Annotated in this window: 16 protein-coding genes and 3 tRNA genes; 4 read left to right on the forward strand and 15 right to left on the reverse strand. The window is 50.3% G+C overall.

The genetic code is table 11. The features are described 5' to 3' along the window. Nucleotides 1–318: 318 nt before the first annotated feature. The 4 genes from PsW74_RS06875 to PsW74_RS06890 form a co-directional block, all read right to left on the reverse strand. Nucleotides 319–395, reverse strand: a tRNA-Pro gene (locus PsW74_RS06875). A gap of 22 nt (nucleotides 396–417) precedes the next feature. After that, nucleotides 418–494 (reverse strand) — tRNA-Pro (locus tag PsW74_RS06880). Nucleotides 495–515: 21 nt separating this feature from the next. Continuing rightward, a tRNA-Pro gene (locus tag PsW74_RS06885) sits at nucleotides 516–592 on the reverse strand. Between the two features lie 390 nt (nucleotides 593–982). After that, the gene (locus tag PsW74_RS06890) at nucleotides 983–1,879 is read right to left on the reverse strand and encodes a tetratricopeptide repeat protein (RefSeq protein ID WP_208986665.1); all 897 of its coding nucleotides are present in this window, start codon (nucleotides 1,877–1,879) and stop codon (nucleotides 983–985) included. Between the two features lie 593 nt (nucleotides 1,880–2,472). Here PsW74_RS06890 and parE point away from each other — a divergent pair. From parE to PsW74_RS06905, 3 genes are all read left to right on the forward strand, one after another. Next, a complete protein-coding gene (parE, locus tag PsW74_RS06895) occupies nucleotides 2,473–4,563 on the forward strand; it encodes a DNA topoisomerase IV subunit B (RefSeq protein ID WP_063288644.1) in 2,091 nt (696 codons plus the stop codon). A gap of 207 nt (nucleotides 4,564–4,770) precedes the next feature. Then, nucleotides 4,771–6,204 carry a DEAD/DEAH box helicase gene (locus PsW74_RS06900; RefSeq protein WP_057465156.1) on the forward strand — a complete coding sequence of 478 codons (1,434 nt, stop codon included), beginning with the start codon at nucleotides 4,771–4,773 and terminating at the stop codon, nucleotides 6,202–6,204. A 110-nt stretch (nucleotides 6,205–6,314) separates the two neighbouring features. Further along, complete coding sequence (locus tag PsW74_RS06905; protein WP_063288643.1) at nucleotides 6,315–7,373, forward strand: GGDEF domain-containing protein; 1,059 nt, start codon at nucleotides 6,315–6,317, stop codon at nucleotides 7,371–7,373. 13 nt (nucleotides 7,374–7,386) lie between these two features. Here the strand turns inward: PsW74_RS06905 and PsW74_RS06910 are convergent, their stop codons facing one another. The 9 genes from PsW74_RS06910 to PsW74_RS06950 form a co-directional block, all read right to left on the reverse strand. After that, a complete protein-coding gene (locus tag PsW74_RS06910; RefSeq protein WP_082830500.1) occupies nucleotides 7,387–7,797 on the reverse strand; it encodes a TfoX/Sxy family protein in 411 nt (136 codons plus the stop codon). A gap of 115 nt (nucleotides 7,798–7,912) precedes the next feature. Further along, the gene (gene tenA, locus PsW74_RS06915) at nucleotides 7,913–8,572 is read right to left on the reverse strand and encodes a thiaminase II (RefSeq protein ID WP_063288641.1); all 660 of its coding nucleotides are present in this window, start codon (nucleotides 8,570–8,572) and stop codon (nucleotides 7,913–7,915) included. 42 nt (nucleotides 8,573–8,614) lie between these two features. Further along, on the reverse strand, nucleotides 8,615–8,992 hold the full coding sequence (locus tag PsW74_RS06920) for an iron-sulfur cluster assembly accessory protein (protein WP_057465160.1): 378 nt from the start codon (nucleotides 8,990–8,992) through the stop codon (nucleotides 8,615–8,617). A gap of 65 nt (nucleotides 8,993–9,057) precedes the next feature. Next, nucleotides 9,058–9,453: an SUF system Fe-S cluster assembly protein gene (locus PsW74_RS06925; protein ID WP_063288640.1), complete on the reverse strand. Its 396-nt coding sequence runs from the start codon at nucleotides 9,451–9,453 to the stop codon at nucleotides 9,058–9,060. 5 nt (nucleotides 9,454–9,458) lie between these two features. Continuing rightward, on the reverse strand, nucleotides 9,459–10,706 hold the full coding sequence (locus PsW74_RS06930; protein ID WP_063288639.1) for a cysteine desulfurase: 1,248 nt from the start codon (nucleotides 10,704–10,706) through the stop codon (nucleotides 9,459–9,461). Next, nucleotides 10,703–11,986, reverse strand: a complete 1,284-nt coding sequence (sufD, locus tag PsW74_RS06935; protein ID WP_063288638.1) for a Fe-S cluster assembly protein SufD — start codon at nucleotides 11,984–11,986, stop codon at nucleotides 10,703–10,705. The genes PsW74_RS06930 and sufD overlap by 4 nt, the downstream gene beginning before the upstream one ends. A 15-nt stretch (nucleotides 11,987–12,001) precedes the next feature. Continuing rightward, nucleotides 12,002–12,754, reverse strand: coding sequence for a Fe-S cluster assembly ATPase SufC (gene sufC / locus PsW74_RS06940; RefSeq protein ID WP_057465164.1), 753 nt, complete (start codon nucleotides 12,752–12,754; stop codon nucleotides 12,002–12,004). 60 nt (nucleotides 12,755–12,814) lie between these two features. Next, complete coding sequence (gene sufB, locus PsW74_RS06945; RefSeq protein WP_057465165.1) at nucleotides 12,815–14,287, reverse strand: Fe-S cluster assembly protein SufB; 1,473 nt, start codon at nucleotides 14,285–14,287, stop codon at nucleotides 12,815–12,817. Between the two features lie 151 nt (nucleotides 14,288–14,438). After that, complete coding sequence (locus PsW74_RS06950; RefSeq protein WP_063288637.1) at nucleotides 14,439–15,596, reverse strand: cysteine desulfurase family protein; 1,158 nt, start codon at nucleotides 15,594–15,596, stop codon at nucleotides 14,439–14,441. A gap of 328 nt (nucleotides 15,597–15,924) precedes the next feature. On the opposite strand from PsW74_RS06950, the gene PsW74_RS06955 reads away from it, so the two are divergent. After that, a complete protein-coding gene (locus PsW74_RS06955) occupies nucleotides 15,925–16,584 on the forward strand; it encodes an alpha/beta hydrolase (protein ID WP_063288636.1) in 660 nt (219 codons plus the stop codon). A gap of 69 nt (nucleotides 16,585–16,653) precedes the next feature. Here PsW74_RS06955 and PsW74_RS06960 read toward each other — a convergent pair whose 3' ends face one another. Next, the gene (locus PsW74_RS06960) at nucleotides 16,654–17,040 is read right to left on the reverse strand and encodes an NADH:ubiquinone oxidoreductase subunit NDUFA12 (RefSeq protein WP_063288635.1); all 387 of its coding nucleotides are present in this window, start codon (nucleotides 17,038–17,040) and stop codon (nucleotides 16,654–16,656) included. Between the two features lie 169 nt (nucleotides 17,041–17,209). After that, nucleotides 17,210–17,899, reverse strand: a complete 690-nt coding sequence (locus PsW74_RS06965) for a response regulator (protein ID WP_063288634.1) — start codon at nucleotides 17,897–17,899, stop codon at nucleotides 17,210–17,212. Between the last annotated feature and the right edge of the window lie 272 nt (nucleotides 17,900–18,171).

Genomic DNA, 18,171 nt, shown 5'->3' on the forward strand with positions numbered 1-18,171 from the left:
GGCCCTCGCCTTCGGGCTTTTTCTATGTGCGCATTGGCTGTAGTTTTATGGTGAGGATTGCAGCGTCTCAGTAGAGCATTTTAAAGGGGTCGTAGAGCGCTAGCTTGCACTTAGGGTGGCCTATGTCGAGATTGAATGAGGAGCGCTGTCAGCAACCTTCCTTGCTCGTTTTAATCAAAGAGCGGTGCTGCTGAATGAGACGTGCGACAGTAGATGCAAATGGAGCGCTACTTTGTGCAGATTTGAGGGCACAAAAGCATAAAAGGCTGCGATGCTGACTACTTAAATTATGAAATTTAGGGGAAGAAGAAGGGAAGATGGTCGGAGCAGCAGGATTCGAACCTGCGACCCTCTGGTCCCAAACCAGATGCGCTACCAGGCTGCGCTATGCTCCGAACTAATCTTCGGGTCGATAGATGGTCGGAGCAGCAGGATTCGAACCTGCGACCCTCTGGTCCCAAACCAGATGCGCTACCAGGCTGCGCTATGCTCCGATCTATCTTCGTGTTGATGAATGGTCGGAGCAGCAGGATTCGAACCTGCGACCCTCTGGTCCCAAACCAGATGCGCTACCAGGCTGCGCTATGCTCCGATCTCATCAACGTGACGCCCCGCGGCGTCTTGTTGAGGCAGGTATATAGGCAGAGTTTTAAAGCTTGGCAAGCGTGTTTTATAGTTTTTCCCAAATCATGCGAGAAAATTTCAAAAACTGCATCCTGCTGTTGAAAAGACTGAAATTTCAGAGGCTTAAACAATGTGCGTGAAGACTGTGAAAATTTTAGCTTTTCTGCGACATGCAGGCAAAAAAAGAGGGTGAGCGCAAAAGGCTCACCCCAAGTACATTCCAGAGACCCGCAATCGGGGTCTACAATCGCCAAACAGAGGTCAATAACAAAACTTGAATATTGAACTCATGTTTTAAATCGCAGAAATAACCTGAGTGGTCAAGTCATATTTTAAAAGAAAATCAGAAGAGAGTGGATTAGTTGCTTGAAGCAATCACGTGGCCGCGCTTAACCAGCCATGCATCTGCCCATTCAGCAGAATTGCGACGCTCTTTTTCTGAGGCGAGAGAAAATGCCTTCTCGTGGAGAGAGACGATCCATGCATCATTATCACCGCCAACCACTTGCCGGCGTGCCAGGGTCATCCATTTGAGGCCTGTCATGCGTGCGGTTGTCAGTTCTTCTGTAAAGTACAGCAGTTCACCAAATTTGGCCTGCGCTCCGACATGGCCTTTTACGGCTGCGAGCTTCAACCAACGTGCAGCCAATCGGCGGTCATAATCTGGCAGCTTATCGTTGAGATACATGATGCCGAGATTGTACTGCGCATCCGCATCGCCAAAGTAGGAGGCAGCGTAGGTGAACACCTCACGTGCTTTGTGCGTGTTCTGTTTAACCGGGCTGTCGCCAATACCTGTCAGGAAGTAGCGGCCCAGTTCAACAAGAGCGCTTGCGACAAATGGGGCTGAGCGTGCTTTGGGGCCATCGGAGGAATATTCGCGCACGACCTGGGAAAAATACTGGAACGCCTGAAGATCATCTTCCGGCACACCGTCTCCTTGCGCGTACATCCTGCCGAGCTTCCAGGCTGCCATAGCCTGTCCGTTTTCAGCAGCGTAGCGAAGTGGAGAGAGTGCCTTGTCTTTTTCACCGGAGTAGTAAGCGCGGGCCCCTTCCCTTAATGCTTGCTGAGGTGTGACATTTGCCATCTGATTGACGGCAGCCATTGCACTTGCACTTTTGTTGGTATCCAAAGCATGTGCACTGTTGAGTGCGAGAAGAGTAAGAACCGAGGCGCAGCTCAAGCTTGTTACAAGACGCGTCAACGCATTGTGGTGCGTTCCCATTTCATCTTTAAACAGAGCTTTTATCAAAGTGCCTCACTTGACCACTGCCTACTTGTCAGTGGTTCTGACTTCTTATCTTTTCATACCGTCGTTGCGTGATCAGGCTATGAAAGGAAAAAATGTCAATTTTGTTTCCAAAGGTGACATACCTTCAAATTGTCACAAATGATCTTACAAATGCCTAGCTTTCTATCTGATTGACAAAAATCCTACACAGTTCGACCATCTCTCAAACATGGACAAGGCAAACTATCCAATTTGCTATTCATGAACCAGTGTCAGTTTCCACCATTCGGGTCAGCGCAAAATGCTGTTGCATGCTCGCAACAATCTGCAGCAGATGACGTAACTGCCGTGTGTATGTCCGGTGTAAAGTTTTGATCACAGGCCTTGGGGCAATCACAAATGCCATTTGTATTTTCGCCGGGAATGGCGCATATGGCATCAGATGCCCGCTTTTGGTGGGGTTCGGCACATTCAGGTAAGCGAAAAGGCGTATGTCTTGCGCTTACCCACAAGGAACAAGAGTAGAACTCCGGCAGATCTTTGCCCTTTTCTCTCAGTCCTGCAAGACTGCCGTTTGATTCGAGACTATTTAAGCGCAAGACCAAAGAGGTACGATGAGCACGCCTGATGATCTGTTTGCAGATGTTACCAAAAGCATGGATGAGCTGACATCCTCTTCTGGCAGCACTGAGAAGAAACAAGCACCAGCCGCAAGCGCACCGACCTCACCTGCAAAGCCATCATCCGCAGGCAAGGCCGCTCCCGTCGGCGCTGAGGGTGATTATACCGCAGCTGACATTGAAGTGCTTGAAGGTCTGGAGCCTGTGCGTCGCCGTCCGGGAATGTATATTGGCGGCACGGATGAAAAGGCGCTGCACCACCTGTTCGCTGAAGTGATTGACAACTCCATGGATGAGGCCGTTGCAGGCCACGCCAGCTGGATTGATGTCTCCCTGGGCGATGATGGCTACCTGACCATTACTGATAATGGCCGCGGTATCCCGATTGATCCGCATCCTAAATATAAAGACAAGTCCGCGCTGGAAGTCATTATGACGACCCTGCATGCCGGCGGTAAGTTTGACAGCAAAGTCTATGAGACCTCTGGTGGTCTGCATGGTGTGGGTATTTCCGTTGTAAACGCGCTCTCCGAAGAACTGGTCGTTGAGGTTGCGCGTAACCGCAAGCTGTATCGCCAGACGTTCCGTCGTGGCCTTGCTGATGGCGGCCTTGAGCTGGTTGGGGATGTTCACAACCGCCGTGGCACCATGGTGCGGTTTAAGCCGGATGCGGAAATATTCGGCAAGACACTCAAGTTCAAACCCGCCCGTTTGATGAAGATGGCGCGTTCCAAGGCCTACCTGTTTGGCGGTGTGGAGATTCGTTGGCGCTGTGCCAAGGCTCTTGCCGATGAAGCCAATGGAGTACCTGAGACTGCGACTTTCCATTTCCCTGGCGGCCTGAAGGATTACCTGGAAGAGGCTCTTGGTAAAGAGCGCCGTGTTACTGACGAAGTTTTTGCAGGCCGCACACAAGCGACAGGTAAGCATGGCTCAGTTGAATGGGCTGTTGCCTGGTTTGCTGGCGACGGGTTCGTCAACTCTTACTGTAACACTGTTCCGACACCTGAAGGTGGCACGCATGAAACGGGCCTGCGCTACGCCCTGCTCCGCGGCCTGAAGGCCTATGGCGAGCTGATTGGCAACAAGAAGGCTTCCATTATTACGGGTGACGACGTTTTAACGTCAGCAGCTGGTATGCTTTCTGTGTTCGTGCGCGAGCCTGAGTTTGTTGGTCAGACAAAAGACAAGCTGGCCACGAATGAGGCAACCCGTATTGCTGAAAACGCCGTCCGCGATGCGTTTGACCACTGGCTGACCGCTTCTCCTAATCAGGCAAACAAACTGCTTGAGTGGGTGGTTGATCGTGCTGAAGAACGTTTGAAGCGTCGCCAGGAGAAGGACGTCGCGCGTAAAACTGCAGTTCGTCGCCTTCGTTTGCCCGGCAAGCTCGCAGATTGCTCAACAAGCAAATCTGATGGCACTGAACTGTTTATCGTGGAGGGTGATTCCGCGGGTGGCTCAGCAAAACAAGCTCGTAATCGTGCGACACAGGCTGTTCTGCCATTGCGTGGTAAGATCCTGAACGTTGCGAACGCTGGCCGGGACAAGCTGGTCGCAAACCAGCTGCTGTCTGATCTCATTCAAGCCCTTGGGTGTGGGACGCGATCCAACTACGATGACAAAGATCTGCGCTATGAGCGCATTGTCATCATGACTGATGCGGACGTTGATGGGGCGCATATCGCAGCCCTTCTCATCACATTCTTTTATAAAGAGATGCCGGATTTGGTCAATAACGGTCACCTCTACCTTGCTGTTCCTCCGCTGTACCGGATCAGTCAGGGTGGTAAGACGCTTTATGCCCGGGATGACGAACATCGTGAGCAGCTTTTGAAAACCAGCTTCAAGAAGAATGGCAAGATCGAAATTGGCCGCTTTAAGGGCCTTGGTGAGATGCTGCCTGCTCAGCTGAAGGAAACCACCATGGATCCGAAGCGTCGGACGCTGCTTAAAGTGGTTGTTGGCGAGGATGAAGTGAGTGAAACCCGCAATGCGGTTGAGCAGCTGATGGGCAATAAACCTGAGGCACGCTTCAACTTTATTCAGGAGCGAGCAGAGTTCGCGACTGATCTGGATATTTAAAAGACCCTTAATTCTGAATAGTTGCTGAGTTTTGCGTAGGTTATAACTCGGCAACCTTGGCATAACTTGAAGGAATATATCGGTTATACCGCAGAATTTATTGACAACGCTGCTTAGAAATGTAGTGTTCCGCCAAACTGGTTGGAGAAACCTGTAACTCATACGGCTTCCAGCTTCTCTCCTCAATTATCGTAAAGAACATGAAATATGTCGTTTTCCACTCTCGGACTTAGTGAGAAAGTTCTCGCCGCTGTAGAAGCCTCTGGCTATACAGAACCGACTGCCATTCAGGCAGGCGCCATCCCTTACGTTCTCGAACGTAGAGATGTCCTCGGGATTGCTCAAACTGGAACCGGGAAAACGGCAAGCTTTACGCTGCCGATGATTACTCTTCTGGAAAAAGGCCGTGCGCGCGCCCGGATGCCAAGAACTCTTATTCTTGAGCCGACCCGTGAGCTTGCTGCGCAGGTAGAAGACAACTTCAATCGATATGGCGTCAATCACAAGCTGAACGTCGCACTGCTGATTGGCGGTGTTTCCTTTGCTGAGCAGGACCGCAAGCTTGAGCGTGGCGCTGATGTTCTGATCGCAACACCTGGCCGCCTGCTTGATCATTTCGAGCGCGGTAAGCTGCTGCTGCAGGGCGTTGATATCCTCGTGATCGATGAAGCCGACCGCATGCTAGACATGGGCTTCATTCCAGACATCGAGCGCATCTGCAAACTTATCCCGTTCACGCGTCAGACCCTGTTCTTCTCAGCAACTATGCCGACTGAGATTCAGCGTTTGACTGACACGTTCTTGCAGAACCCAGCAAAGGTGGAAGTGGCGAAAGCTTCTACAACAGCGGATACTGTGACGCAGCGCATTGCGGCGGCTGATGCGGAAGACTACGAGAAGCGCGCGAAATTGCGCGAGCTGATCGAAGGTGCTGAAGATCTGCAAAATGCGATCGTGTTCTGTAACCGCAAACGAGATGTAGCTACCCTCTTCCGTTCGCTTGTGCGTCATGAGTTTTCTGTTGGTGCACTTCACGGTGACATGGACCAGCGCTCTCGCATGACCATGCTGGACAACTTCAAAAAGGGTCACATCAAGGTTCTGGTGGCCAGTGATGTTGCTGCACGTGGTCTTGACATTCCAACCGTGAGCCACGTCTTTAACTTTGATCTTCCTATTCATGCAGAAGATTACGTCCACCGTATTGGACGTACCGGGCGTGCGGGCCGTGAAGGTACTGCAATTTCCATTGTGACGGGCAAGGACCAGAAAGCATTGCAAGCGATTAACGACGTGATTGGTAAAGAGCTCGAGTGGGTCGGAGAGCCGGTTGATTTCTCCAAGCCTGCCGATGACAAAAAGTCTCGCCGCCGTTCTACCCGCACTCCAAAAGAAAAAAGCCGCTCACGCAAGCCTAAGGCTGAAGTTCAGGAAGCAGCAGTTCAGGAAACCGAATCTGTACCAGCTGGCCTTGAAGAGCAACCTGTGGTTCCAATGCACGCTGAGCGTCGTGCTGCTCCACCTCGTCCAAGAGGCGGTCGCCGCGCTAATCAACCTAAAGATGATGCGATTTTCCGTAATGCAAGCCACGTTCCGGCCTTCCTGCTGCGGGAAACTCGTTCCAAAGTTCAAAGCCGATAGCCCATTTTCCTGAGGTTAACCACTGGTTAGGTATATCCCATTAAATAAGCTAATGTTAAATTAGCTTATTAATTATGGGGTAGCCCTTTCCGTGACGCGGTGATGCAATCATGAGTCAAGAAGACGAGTTCAAGCGTACGATTGTTTATGCAGACAGTGCGCTCGATTACATCAAGACGAATAAGCTTCCAGCGTTTCCACGCAACTATGAGCTGTGGTATTCGTACGCTTCCGGGTTTAACCGGGCCCTGAACCGGACCATCAATAAGATTCTTGCCCGTGATGGCAAAATTTCTCCTGAAGAGACTCAGAAGATCTATAACCGCTTTTTGTCGCCGAACCGTTTGGGTGAGCGCATCGACGAAGTTGGCGACAAGATCTCCGAGGAAGTTCGGGAATTAATTTCTGCGCTTGATAAGGGAACACTCAAAACCACCGAATACGGTGAAGAGCTGGCCCGTACGTTGAGCGCTCTTGAGAACGTCAGTGATCGTTCTCAGCTTTCCCAGCTTGTCATTCATCTTGCAAAACTGACCACTGAAACTGCTGAGAGCAATCAAGAGCTTCGCGAACAGCTGGTTGATTCTCGCCGTCAGATCGGCGTCTTGCAGGAAGGATTGGAGGCGATCCGTTATGAATCGCTCACCGATGAACTGACCACACTGAATAACCGCAAGCATTTCGATCAGAGTCTTGTGCGTGCGGTTAAGGAGACAGAAGAGAGCCATGCTCCCCTCTCCTTGTTGATTTCAGATATCGACCACTTCAAGCAGTTCAATGACAACTACGGACACCAGACCGGCGACCAGGTTCTTCGACTTGTGGCGCTGGCGGTGAAGCAGAATGTCAAGAACAACGATATTGCGTGTCGTTATGGTGGAGAAGAATTTGGCATCATTCTACCAAGAACCACCATTGAAGATGCAAAGGTGATTGCGGAGAAGATCCGTAAGAATGTTGTGGCGAAAGAGCTCGTGAAGCGTTCTACCGGTGAGAACCTTGGTCGCATTACGATCTCTATTGGCATTTCAACTTTCCGGCCTGGCGATAGTGCAGAGAGCATGGTGTCTCGTGCGGACCTTGCGCTTTATGCTGCCAAGAAAGCTGGCCGCAACCTCGTGAAAGCCGAGGAAGAGAAGAAGATCCCCAGCGTGACACAGGTTGCTTAAGCAGCGCTAATTTTTAAAATAGAAACGTATTCGAGACGGCAGATCGTATGATTGCCGTCTTTTTTTGTCGGCTATCCAAGGCCGAAGAGGCTTTGGCGCTCTCTTTCGCCTGAGCAAGTTGGCGTATTGCCTTTGCAATCCATCGTGTCAGCTGGACTTCATCCTCGACAATATTCAGCGGAACCGAATAGAAGTTCGTCGGGAAATACTCTCCAAAACACTGATGAATGTAAGGCAGCTGCCCAGTCAGCAAAAAGTCGGCCACGTTATTGGATCCCGCTTTGAGATAGAGTGACTTTTCACGAACGAGGGCAAACATTTTGCCATTTATGTAATATCCGTTTCCGCCAAACATGGGGCGGCAACGGATATTCTCCAGGAATACCGGGCGTTTATCAGATAGAAAGAATGAGGATAAAGACATAAGCAATCACCAAAAGATATAAATATATTGAAAGCTTGCAATATTCAGTCGAAGATCGACAAGATTATTGCTTGTTTCATCCACTCACAGAAATGTGATGTATTCTTTTGAATGATTATAGCTCGAGGCCCATCTGCCAGAAATTGGCCTCAAGTCTAGTGGCCTCTCTAAATATTCTAGACAATTTGGCGTAGCGTGCCTCAGTCGCATAGAGCGCGCCGAGATCATTGATTTCCTTCACCGCATCAGCGGCGAGTTCCTGATACTCATCACTGGAGTATTCTTTGATCCATTCTGCATATGGATTGCTTGGATCTATTGCCCCATCTTGCGTTGCCAGCTCGGCACCGATTTCACCGTAACCAATAGCGCAAGGTGCGAGTGCGACTTTCAAGTCGAGCATATCGCCCTTCATTGCGGTGTCGAGAACATAGCGGGTGTATGCAAGATTTGCTGGTTCTTCCGGAGTTGCGACAATCTCGTTTTCAGACAGCCCCCAACTTTCGCAAAGGCGGATGTGAAGGCCGATCTCTACTTCAAGGATGCCATTTGCGGAGGAAAGACATTTTCGCATCTGAGCAAGGTCAGTGGACTTGTACATGCCAAGCGCATAGGCGCGGGCGAACTCAATCAGGAAGAGATAGTCTTGGACGAGGTACTTCTTAAACGCTGCAATTGGCAGAGTTCCATCGCCAAGGCCCTGGACAAATTCATGTTTAGTGTAGGAATGCCACGTCTCAAGATTATCGTTTTTCAATGAATTAAAAAGAGACACGGCATCCCACCTATTGCCGTAGCTGCTCAGACTTGAGCGCTACTAGTTTTTCTGAGCAAACTTTGAAAGATCAGCTGGCAGCAGCTCTACGGATTCACCGCAGCCGCACGCAGAGACTTCATTTGGATTTTTGAACGTAAAACCAGAGCGGAATTTTGTCGTTTCAAAACCCATTTCCGTTCCAAGCAGATAAAGCGTAGCTGCTGGATCAACAAAAACTTTTACGCCTTTATCTTCAACAACATCATCGCCCGATTTTGCTTCTGTCACCAGATCCAGTTCGTACTCCATGCCCGCACAGCCACCTGTTTTTATGGCGACACGCAAACCGAGTGGATCGGCATCACTTGCTTCAAGCAAAGTACGAATGTAATCAGCTGCTTCGTCCGTCAGCGATAGTACCTGAAATCCTGAGGCCATTTTGCACCCTCCATGGGCACCTCAACACTGTCGAGGTGCCATACATTGTAAGCGCTATTCGAACCTTAGAAGAAGTTCAATGCAACGCGAGCTTCGTCAGACATGCGGCTTGGATCCCATGGAGGATCAAAGGTCATATCCACTTGCACGGTGCCAACGCCTGGTACAGAGCTTACTGCGTTTTCTACCCAAATTGGCATTTCGCCAGCAACCGGGCAACCTGGAGCGGTCAAAGTCATGTCGATTTTGACCGCACGGTCGTCCTCGATATCAACCTTGTAGATCAAGCCAAGCTCGTAGATATCGACCGGAATTTCCGGATCGAATACGGTTTTCATCGCAGCAATGATATCGCCGGTCAAACGCTCCAGTTCTTCCGCAGGAATTGCGGAGCTCTGGTTGATTTCCGGAGTTGTCAAAGGTCCGTCAGAGAACTCGCTTGTTTGTGTGTTGTCTGTCATAGGTCCTAACCAAACATCATCTGCGCTTTACGCAAGGCTTCTACCAAGCGATCGACTTCATCATGGGTGTTGTACAGGCCAAAACTTGCACGGCATGTACTGGTCACGCCGTAACGCGCCAGCAAAGGTTGCGCGCAATGCGTACCGGCCCGAACTGCAACGCCCGCTCTGTCAATCACCATCGAGATATCGTGGGCGTGAACCCCTTCAATCTCAAAGGAGAAGATCGATCCCTTATCCTTGGCGTTGCCAAAGATCTTCAGGGAATTGACTTCCTTTAAGCGCTGCTCTGCATAATCACGTAGGGACGCTTCATGCAATGCGATGTTTTCGCGCCCCAGACTCTCCATATAGTCAAGGGCGGCCCCTAATCCAATAGCCTGAACGATTGGCGGGGTACCAGCCTCGAAACGATGCGGAGCTTCAGCATAGGTGACAAGACACTCGGTCACGTCCTTGATCATCTCACCACCGCCCTGGAATGGACGCATCTTGTTGAGAATCTCTTTCTTGCCGTAGAGCACGCCGATGCCGCTTGGACCGTAGAGCTTATGCCCGGTGATCGCATAGAAGTCACAGCCAATATCCTGAACGTCGACAGGCATGTGCACTGCACTTTGCGAGCCGTCGATCAGCACTTTTGCACCACGTTCGTGTGCAAGGCGCGTGACTTCTTTCACTGGAACCACAGTTCCGGTGACGTTGGACATATGGGTCATTGCGACGATTTTGGTGCGATCTGTCAGGAGTTTTTCAAACTCATCCAGCAGAAACGTACCATCTTCTGCAATGGGTGCCCATTTGATGACAGCGCCTTTGCGTTCCCGAAGGAAGTTCCAAGGCACGATGTTGGAATGGTGCTCCATGATGGAGATGATGATTTCATCGCCTTCCTGGATGTCATCTTCCAAGCCGTAGGACACAAGGTTGATTGCTTCAGTCGTTGATTTTGTGAAAACAATTTCGTCAACGCTTGGGGCATTCAGGAAGCGGCGCACGGTTTCGCGTGCCGCTTCAAAGTTTTCGGTGGCTGTGTTCGACAGATAGTGTAAGCCACGGTGCACATTGGCATATTCCTGGGTGTAGGCTTTGGTGATAGCATCAATCACCGCTGTCGGCTTTTGGGCTGACGCACCATTATCCAGGTAGACCAACGGCTTGCCATAGACCTGAGTTGAAAGGATCGGAAAATCTTTCCGAACCTTCTCAACATCGTATGGAGCTGTGAAAGCCGTGTTGTCGACCTTGGTCATTCGCTCACCATATCATCGGCATGAAGCCAGCTGCGTGTCATTGCTTCCAGCAATTCTACACACTGTTCCTCTTCAAATTCCTCAATAGCTTCAGAAAGGAATGCGAGAACGAGGATTTTGCGTGCCTGAGCTTCTGGAATACCGCGTGCCATGAGGTAGAATAGCAGGTCTTCATCAATGTCGCCGGTAGTGGAACCATGGGCGCACTGAACGTCGTCCGCAAAGATTTCCAACTCAGGTTTGGCATTGATTTCAGCGGTATCGCTCAGCAGAAGCGTTTTGATCATCATCTGACCATCAGTCTTCTGAGCAGCTTGTTCCACAATGATCTTGCCCTGGAACACTGCGCGGGCTTTGTCGTCGACGACAGAGCGGTAGTATTCGCGGCTTTCACATCCTGGAACGGCATGCTTCACAAACAGTGTGATATCAGCATGTTGGTTGTCTTTGAGCAGAGATGTTCCGCGCAGGCCAGCATGGGTGCCCTCGCCCTTGAACTCAAGGAAGAGCTGGGCACGAGAGAGCGATGCGCCTTCATTGTAGATGAAGTGCTGGAAATTAGTTTCCGCACCCAGCTCAATGCTAAGCGTTTCGATATGCTGCGCTTTTGCGCTTTCCACCTGAAGCTTCAGCCAGTGCACATCTGCTTTATCGCCAACCTTGACCTCTGTGAGGGCGTTGGACTGGTAAGCAGCGTCGGCATCGCCTTCAAAGCTCTCGATGATGAGCGTTTTTGCGCCCGAACCGATCTCAACCGTGGTGCCTGCATAGGAGCTGACTTGGGAACCGTCGGTGTAACGAACGATTTCAATCGGTAGCTCAATCTTTGCATTTGCATCGATCTTGATGCTGATGCCGCCCTGAACCAGAGCCTGATTGAGGTGCGCCATGGCATCATCGGTGCCGAGCTGTGCTGCCAGGAAGCCGTTGGTCTGAGCGATGCTCAAGCCTGCAATATCCTGATCTGAAGACAATTCTGGCGCATAACGGCCATTGACGATAGCAATGCGATGGGTCTTCAGATCACCAGCACCCTTCAAAGCATCAGCTTTAGGTGCGGTTTTTGAAGCCAATGCAAATGCATCGTTCATCTTGGTGCGCAGGTCTGTGTAGTGCCACTCTTCAACGCGGCGATGTGGAATACCTTTCGCTTTGAAAGCATCCCACGCCTGTTTGCGTTGATTTGCGTTTTCCTGCGTTGTTTGCGCGAAAATTGCGTCGAACTGAGCGTTCAGGCTCTGCTCTGCTTTAGTCTCTTGAATCTTTGCCGGAGCATTCATCGGTTACCCTCCAGCTCAAGCAGCTTCTTCGCCGACGTAATCAGCGTAACCGTTTTTCTCCAGTTCAAGAGCAAGCTCTTTGCCACCGGTTTTCACGATCTTACCTTTGGACAGAACGTGCACGACGTCCGGTACAATGTGGTCCAGCAGACGCTGGTAGTGCGTGATCACGATCATAGAGCGCTCAGGGGAGCGAAGCTGGTTGACGCCTTCAGAAACAACGCGCAGTGCATCGATGTCCAGACCTGAATCTGTTTCATCCAAAACGCACAGAGTTGGTTCCAGCAGAGACATCTGCAGGATCTCAGCGCGTTTCTTTTCACCACCGGAGAAGCCAACGTTGAGTGGACGCTTGAGCATGTCTGGCGTCACTTTCAGCTCTTTGGATTTCTCACGTACGAGCTTCATGAAGTCAGGGGTGGAGATTTCATCTTCACCGCGTGCTTTGCGCTGTGCATTCAACGCAGTCTTCAGGAAGGTCATGGTTGCAACACCCGGGATTTCGATCGGGTACTGGAACGCAAGGAACATGCCGGCAGCGGCGCGCTCATCGGCACCGAGTTCAGCCCAGTCAACGCCATTGTAGGAGATGGAGCCCTCGGTGATCTCGTAATCGTCTTTGCCTGCCAATACATATGACAGGGTGGACTTACCAGACCCGTTTGGTCCCATGATCGCGTGGACTTCGCCTGGGCGAACGGTCAGGTCAATGCCGCGAAGGATTTTGTTGCCATCAACTTCGGCGTGCAGGTTTTTGATCTCAAGCATCTATCGTTCTCGTCTTTTCAATTCTTCAATAGGTACGAGGCAAACGCGGTGGTCCGCGTTTTAGCCCACACTTCCTTCAAGGCTGATCGAAATCAGTTTTTGTGCCTCAACTGCGAATTCCATCGGCAGTTGCTGGATTACGTCCCGGACAAAACCATTCACGATCAATGCGACAGCTTCTTCCTCATCAAGGCCACGGGCCTGACAGTAGAACATCTGATCGTCGGAGATCTTGGAGGTTGTTGCCTCGTGCTCGAACACCGCTGAGGAGTTCTTGCTTTCGATGTAAGGGACGGTGTGGGCACCGCACTTATCGCCAATGAGAAGCGAGTCACACTGGGTGAAGTTACGTGCGTTAGATGCCTTGCGATGCGCGGAAACCTGCCCGCGGTAGGTGTTTTGAGAGACACCTGCGGAGATACCCTTGGAGATAATCCGGCTGGCAGTATTTTTGCCCAGATGGATCATCTTGGTGCCGCTGTCGATCTGCTGGTGACCATTAGAGATCGCAATGGAGTAGAACTCACCTTGTGAGTTATCTCCGCGCAGAATGCAGCTTGGGTATTTCCAAGTGATGGCAGAACCGGTTTCAACCTGTGTCCAAGAGATTTTGGAGTTCTTTTCGCGGCAGTCGCCACGCTTGGTCACGAAGTTATAGATACCGCCTTTGCCTTCAGAGTCGCCTGGGTACCAGTTCTGAACGGTAGAATACTTGATCTGTGCATCTTCCAGAGCAACAAGCTCAACCACAGCAGCGTGCAGCTGGTTTTCATCGCGCTGAGGGGCAGTACACCCTTCCAGATAAGACACATAAGAGCCTTTATCTGCGATGATCAGCGTACGCTCAAACTGGCCTGTGTTCGGCTCGTTGATACGGAAGTAGGTGGACAGTTCCATTGGGCAACGTACGCCTGGTGGAATGTACACAAACGACCCATCAGAGAACACAGCTGAGTTCAATGTTGCGTAGAAGTTGTCGGAGACCGGAACAACAGACCCAAGGTACTTTTGAACCAGCTCTGGATGCTCACGAATTGCTTCGGAGATCGGGCAGAAAATAACGCCTGCCTTGGCCAGTTCTTCCTTAAAGGTTGTTGCTACTGAAACACTATCGAAAACGGCATCAACTGCGACGCGGTTTTCTGGTGCAACACCTGCCAAGATTTCCTGCTCGGACAATGGAATGCCCAGCTTCTTGTAGGTTTCCAGAATCTCTGGGTCCACCTCGTCAAGAGACTTGGGTCCCTCACGTTTTTTAGGTGCTGCATAATAATGAAGGTCTTCGAAGTCGATCTTCGGGTAATCAACTCGCGCCCATGTTGGCTCTTCCATCGTCTTCCAACGACGGAACGCTTCCAAGCGCCAATTGAGCATCCATTCCGGTTCGTCTTTTTTAGCCGAAATGTATGCAACAATATCTTCATTGAGCCCTTTGGGAGCAAGCTCACTTTCGATATCGGTTACGAAGCCATATTTATACTGATCAACATCAATTGCTTTGACCTGATCAATTGTTTCCTGGACTGCCGCCATGCTTTGTCTCCATACGCGGTTCAAAGCCGCATTGGGTACGATTATTGGACCCGTTTGCCCTTACTTAACAGATGCTCTGTCGCAACACAGTGCATCCTTATTTATACGAGGGTTTGTCCTCGTTTATTTTTATATACGGCGTTCACCCCTTCTATGTGGGCTTCATTCGTTTATAAATTTTCGTCCAAGCGCCTAAAAAACGCTCAACATCTTCATGGGTTGTCGCCCAACCGAGACTGACCCGGATTGCGCCACGCGCCAATGATTCCGATACTCCCATTGCAAGAAGCACATGTGATGCGCCTACTTTGCCGGATGAACAAGCAGACCCAGATGAAACGGCGACACCAAACAAGTCAAAGTTGATCAGTGCGGTTTCAGCTGAAATCCCTTCAACTGCGAAACACGTCGTGTTGCCAAGACGCGCGACATCTTTACCGAAGATAATCGCATCTGAAGAGAGTTCATTCAGTCTCTCTTCCATATGGTCTCGCAGGCGCGAAATCCTAGCATGTTCATCAGGATTAGTTGATTGCGCTGCCGCAACCGCAAATCCTGCAATGCCTGCCGTATTCTCTGTTCCCGCTCTTCTCCACGTTTCTTGTCCGCCACCTGTCAGCAGCGGAATGGGGCGAAAATCGCCTTTCCCGAGGATAAGAGCACCAACCCCTTGCGGACCTCCGATCTTATGGGAGGAGATCGACATGGAGTTGCAGCCAATCATGGCCATTGAAAGTGGTTCTTTCCCTGCCATCTGGACTGCATCCACATGGTAGAGATGGCCTAAATCTTCTGTGAGAACGCCGATTTCCTGCAGGGGCTGCAAAACACCGGTCTCACTATTGGCAGCCATAACAGACACCAATGCGGTTTCATCTTCTCCCAGCTTCTCAAGCAATCTGCGCAGTTCACTCACTACCACGCGCCCGTCTTCATCAACGGGAATGCTTTGAACATTTTGGGCTGCAAACCGACCACCAGCTATAATGGATGGGTGTTCGATTGCGCTCACAAAAACCTGGGTCAGAATATAGGGCTCGCCATTTTTTAGCCAAGTGGGCGATAATGCTGTGACGTTTGCCTCTGACGCTCCACTCGTAAAAATGATATTCGCCGGGTTGCCATCTACCAGATCTGCAATTTTGTGCCTTGCATCTTCGATGATGGATCGAGCGCGCCGACCGCTGCTGTGAATAGAGGACGCATTGCCAGCTGCTTTATAGGCTTCCTGAAGAGCTAAAAGAGATTCTTCCCTCAGTGGAGCGCTGGCGTTATAGTCTAAATATGTCAGTTCGCGGTTTATTGTCATAGTTTAACACAGAAAATGGGGTTCTTTAGTGCCCTAATTGGGTCTCTATGGAAATGGAAACCTTGATATTTTCCACGGTGCTTACGATAAGGGGTAAAGAGTTCCCTTTGAGTTCGTTGAGGTCTATAACGTGCATGCGCCGAGTTGGATATACCTTTCTCCAATAGAGGCCGATTTTCAGTGTAGCCCTTGAGGTTCATCGTAGAATAATTCTAAACTGGTTCTAATAAACTTGCGTCTCGCAGTCAAGTTTAATCGACAATGATCCGGTATACCAAAAAGCCGGCAGACAGTTGCTGCCGACTAAAACAAGAGGATTTTGCAGTATATGCCTGAGGTGATCTTCAATGGCCCTGCAGGGCGGCTAGAAGGCCGTTTCCATCCAGCAAAAAAACGTAATGCTCCGATAGCACTGGTTCTTCATTTGCACCCGCAGTTTGGCGGCACGATGAACAACCAGATTATCTATCAGACCTATTACATGTTTGCGAAACGCGGCTTCGCAGTTTTGCGTTTCAACTTCCGCGGCGTGGGTCGTTCCCAGGGTCAGTTCGACCATGGTCAAGGTGAGCTTTCAGATGCTGCTGCGGCGTTGGACTGGGTACAAACCATCCATCCGGATGCACGTGCTTGCTGGATTGCGGGCTTCTCATTTGGTGCATGGATTGGCATGCAGCTCTTGATGCGTCGTCCTGAAGTTGAGGGCTTTATCTCTATCGCCCCACCAGCCAACTTGCATGACTTCTCCTTCCTGGCACCCTGCCCGTCTTCTGGCCTGATCATTCATGGTGAGCAGGACAAAGTAGTTCCACAGAAGGATGTTCAGGCTCTGGTTGATAAGCTGAAAACCCAAAAGGGTATCATTATCGACCATCAGGAAATGCCAGGTGCAAACCACTTCTTTGAAAACCATGTAGATGGTCTGATTGGTAATTGTGCTAACTATCTCGATCGCCGTCTTGGCCTGATCGGAGAAGATGCTGGTTAATCAGCGATGATTTTTGCATTAAAAAAGCCCGGTCGATTGACCGGGCTTTTTTCGTAACTCGTGTCTGGCTTATTCGCCAGGTGTCCAGGCGTGGTAGTCTCCAGTCACTTCCGGACGTTTTTCCGGTGTCAGGATGGACCCTTTTGGACGATATGCATTTGGTGTGCCTGTCAGGTTTGGAGAGTGAGCGATTTCCCACTCACGGGCGACATAACCACTCTCTGTTGGCGGAGTGTCTGTCCGGTAATGCATCCAACCGTGCCAACCGGCAGGGATCTGGGAGGCTTCAGCAAGGTTTTTATAAATCACCCAACGACGCTTGCCGTCGCGCTCTTTATAATACTTGTTACCAAAGTCATCGGTCCCGACGAACTCACCCTTTCTCCATGTGAAGAAGCGAGTGCCCCACGTGTCACTGTTCCACCATGTGAAGAACGTAAGCAGAAGGTGTTTCATGTGTCTGGCCTTTCCAGATCGGTGGCTTTGTAAATTTTCCCAGAATATGACGAGTGTTTGGGTGCCTGTCCAGTCTTAGAGTACCGTAGTTTCAACTATTCACCGGAAGTCGCTTTAAATATCCTAGGGTCAGTTATTATTTTCACAATTCTGACGCCTATTTTATGCGTTATTTCTTGGCACGGCGCGACAAGTACGGGTTTTGACTGAACTTGTCTGCTGGTGAAACATTGCCAACTTCCAGATCCTTGAGTGAGAGAGGCTCATTCTCATCTCTTTTCGTCGATCTGCGTGGTCTTGGTGCCATTTCAGATTCGGGTAATGGTGCGTTCTCGTCCTTCTGGTATTCGCGCGCTTTGTTGAGCGCTGCGAACTTGGCCTGATTCTGTTCCAGTCGCTTTGCCGTTCCATCAATAATGAAACCACCGTCGTTGTTGCGAACGAACTGACGGCGATCCTTGCTGATTGATTCTAGCGATTTCTTCAAAACAGAGGATGAAATCGGCGTCACCAGCAAATGATGGGCCCCTGCTTCCAAGGCGCGCGTCACCAAAGCACGGGTGCCATAGGCCGTAATAAAGACGAGTGGAACATTGATAAGCTCGGGGATTCGGCCTGAACGCATAAGCTTTAAGAGCTGGAAACCGCTGACGGGTTTCATCTCCCAACCGGATAACACCAGATCTGGTGGGTCCGAGATGAGCATTGGTAATGCATCTTTGGGACTATCATAGACACGCACGCGCCCAAGCTTCAGGGTGCCTAAGATACCCCTTAGGATTGCTTGGGTGGGTTTTGACTGTTCCACAAGAACCACATCTAACTGAGAAATGTCCTTGCCGAAGGAGGTGTGATGCATATCTGCTCGCTAATTTAACCTAACCAGATACCGAAGGTAATTGAGAAACTATATATGATCTCTCCCTACAACTACTGCGTAAAATTGCGTGGGGTACACAGACTTTTTTACCCGTGAAATTTTCTGATCCACTGAATAATTTTTCCTAAAAATATCCCCCAGAAAAAATGAGCTTGAATTTGCATTTTCGCTTGGCTTTGCGGAAATGGCGGGGTTCTGCTGCCTGTGCCCGGTTTGGAACAGGTCTGGGTCTCCCCACAATCCACACAGAT

This window comes from Pseudovibrio sp. W74 (genome assembly GCF_001623085.1).
Classification (GTDB): Bacteria; Pseudomonadota; Alphaproteobacteria; order Rhizobiales; family Stappiaceae; genus Pseudovibrio.

Excerpts from the sequence above, each read along its gene's own strand:
- sufD (WP_063288638.1), bottom strand. The coding sequence starts at position 11,986 with ATGAATGCTCCGGCAAAGATTCAAGAGACTAAAGCAGAGCAGAGCCTG.
- PsW74_RS06925 (WP_063288640.1), bottom strand. The coding sequence starts at position 9,453 with ATGACAGACAACACACAAACAAGCGAGTTCTCTGACGGACCTTTGACA.
- PsW74_RS06920 (WP_057465160.1), bottom strand. The coding sequence starts at position 8,992 with ATGGCCTCAGGATTTCAGGTACTATCGCTGACGGACGAAGCAGCTGAT.
- PsW74_RS06905 (WP_063288643.1), top strand. The coding sequence starts at position 6,315 with ATGAGTCAAGAAGACGAGTTCAAGCGTACGATTGTTTATGCAGACAGT.
- PsW74_RS06900 (WP_057465156.1), top strand. The coding sequence starts at position 4,771 with ATGTCGTTTTCCACTCTCGGACTTAGTGAGAAAGTTCTCGCCGCTGTA.
- sufB (WP_057465165.1), bottom strand. The coding sequence starts at position 14,287 with ATGGCGGCAGTCCAGGAAACAATTGATCAGGTCAAAGCAATTGATGTT.
- PsW74_RS06960 (WP_063288635.1), bottom strand. The coding sequence starts at position 17,040 with ATGAAACACCTTCTGCTTACGTTCTTCACATGGTGGAACAGTGACACG.
- sufC (WP_057465164.1), bottom strand. The coding sequence starts at position 12,754 with ATGCTTGAGATCAAAAACCTGCACGCCGAAGTTGATGGCAACAAAATC.
- parE (WP_063288644.1), top strand. The coding sequence starts at position 2,473 with ATGAGCACGCCTGATGATCTGTTTGCAGATGTTACCAAAAGCATGGAT.
- PsW74_RS06910 (WP_082830500.1), bottom strand. The coding sequence starts at position 7,797 with ATGTCTTTATCCTCATTCTTTCTATCTGATAAACGCCCGGTATTCCTG.
- PsW74_RS06965 (WP_063288634.1), bottom strand. The coding sequence starts at position 17,899 with ATGCATCACACCTCCTTCGGCAAGGACATTTCTCAGTTAGATGTGGTT.
- PsW74_RS06950 (WP_063288637.1), bottom strand. The coding sequence starts at position 15,596 with ATGACAATAAACCGCGAACTGACATATTTAGACTATAACGCCAGCGCT.
- PsW74_RS06955 (WP_063288636.1), top strand. The coding sequence starts at position 15,925 with ATGCCTGAGGTGATCTTCAATGGCCCTGCAGGGCGGCTAGAAGGCCGT.
- PsW74_RS06930 (WP_063288639.1), bottom strand. The coding sequence starts at position 10,706 with ATGACCAAGGTCGACAACACGGCTTTCACAGCTCCATACGATGTTGAG.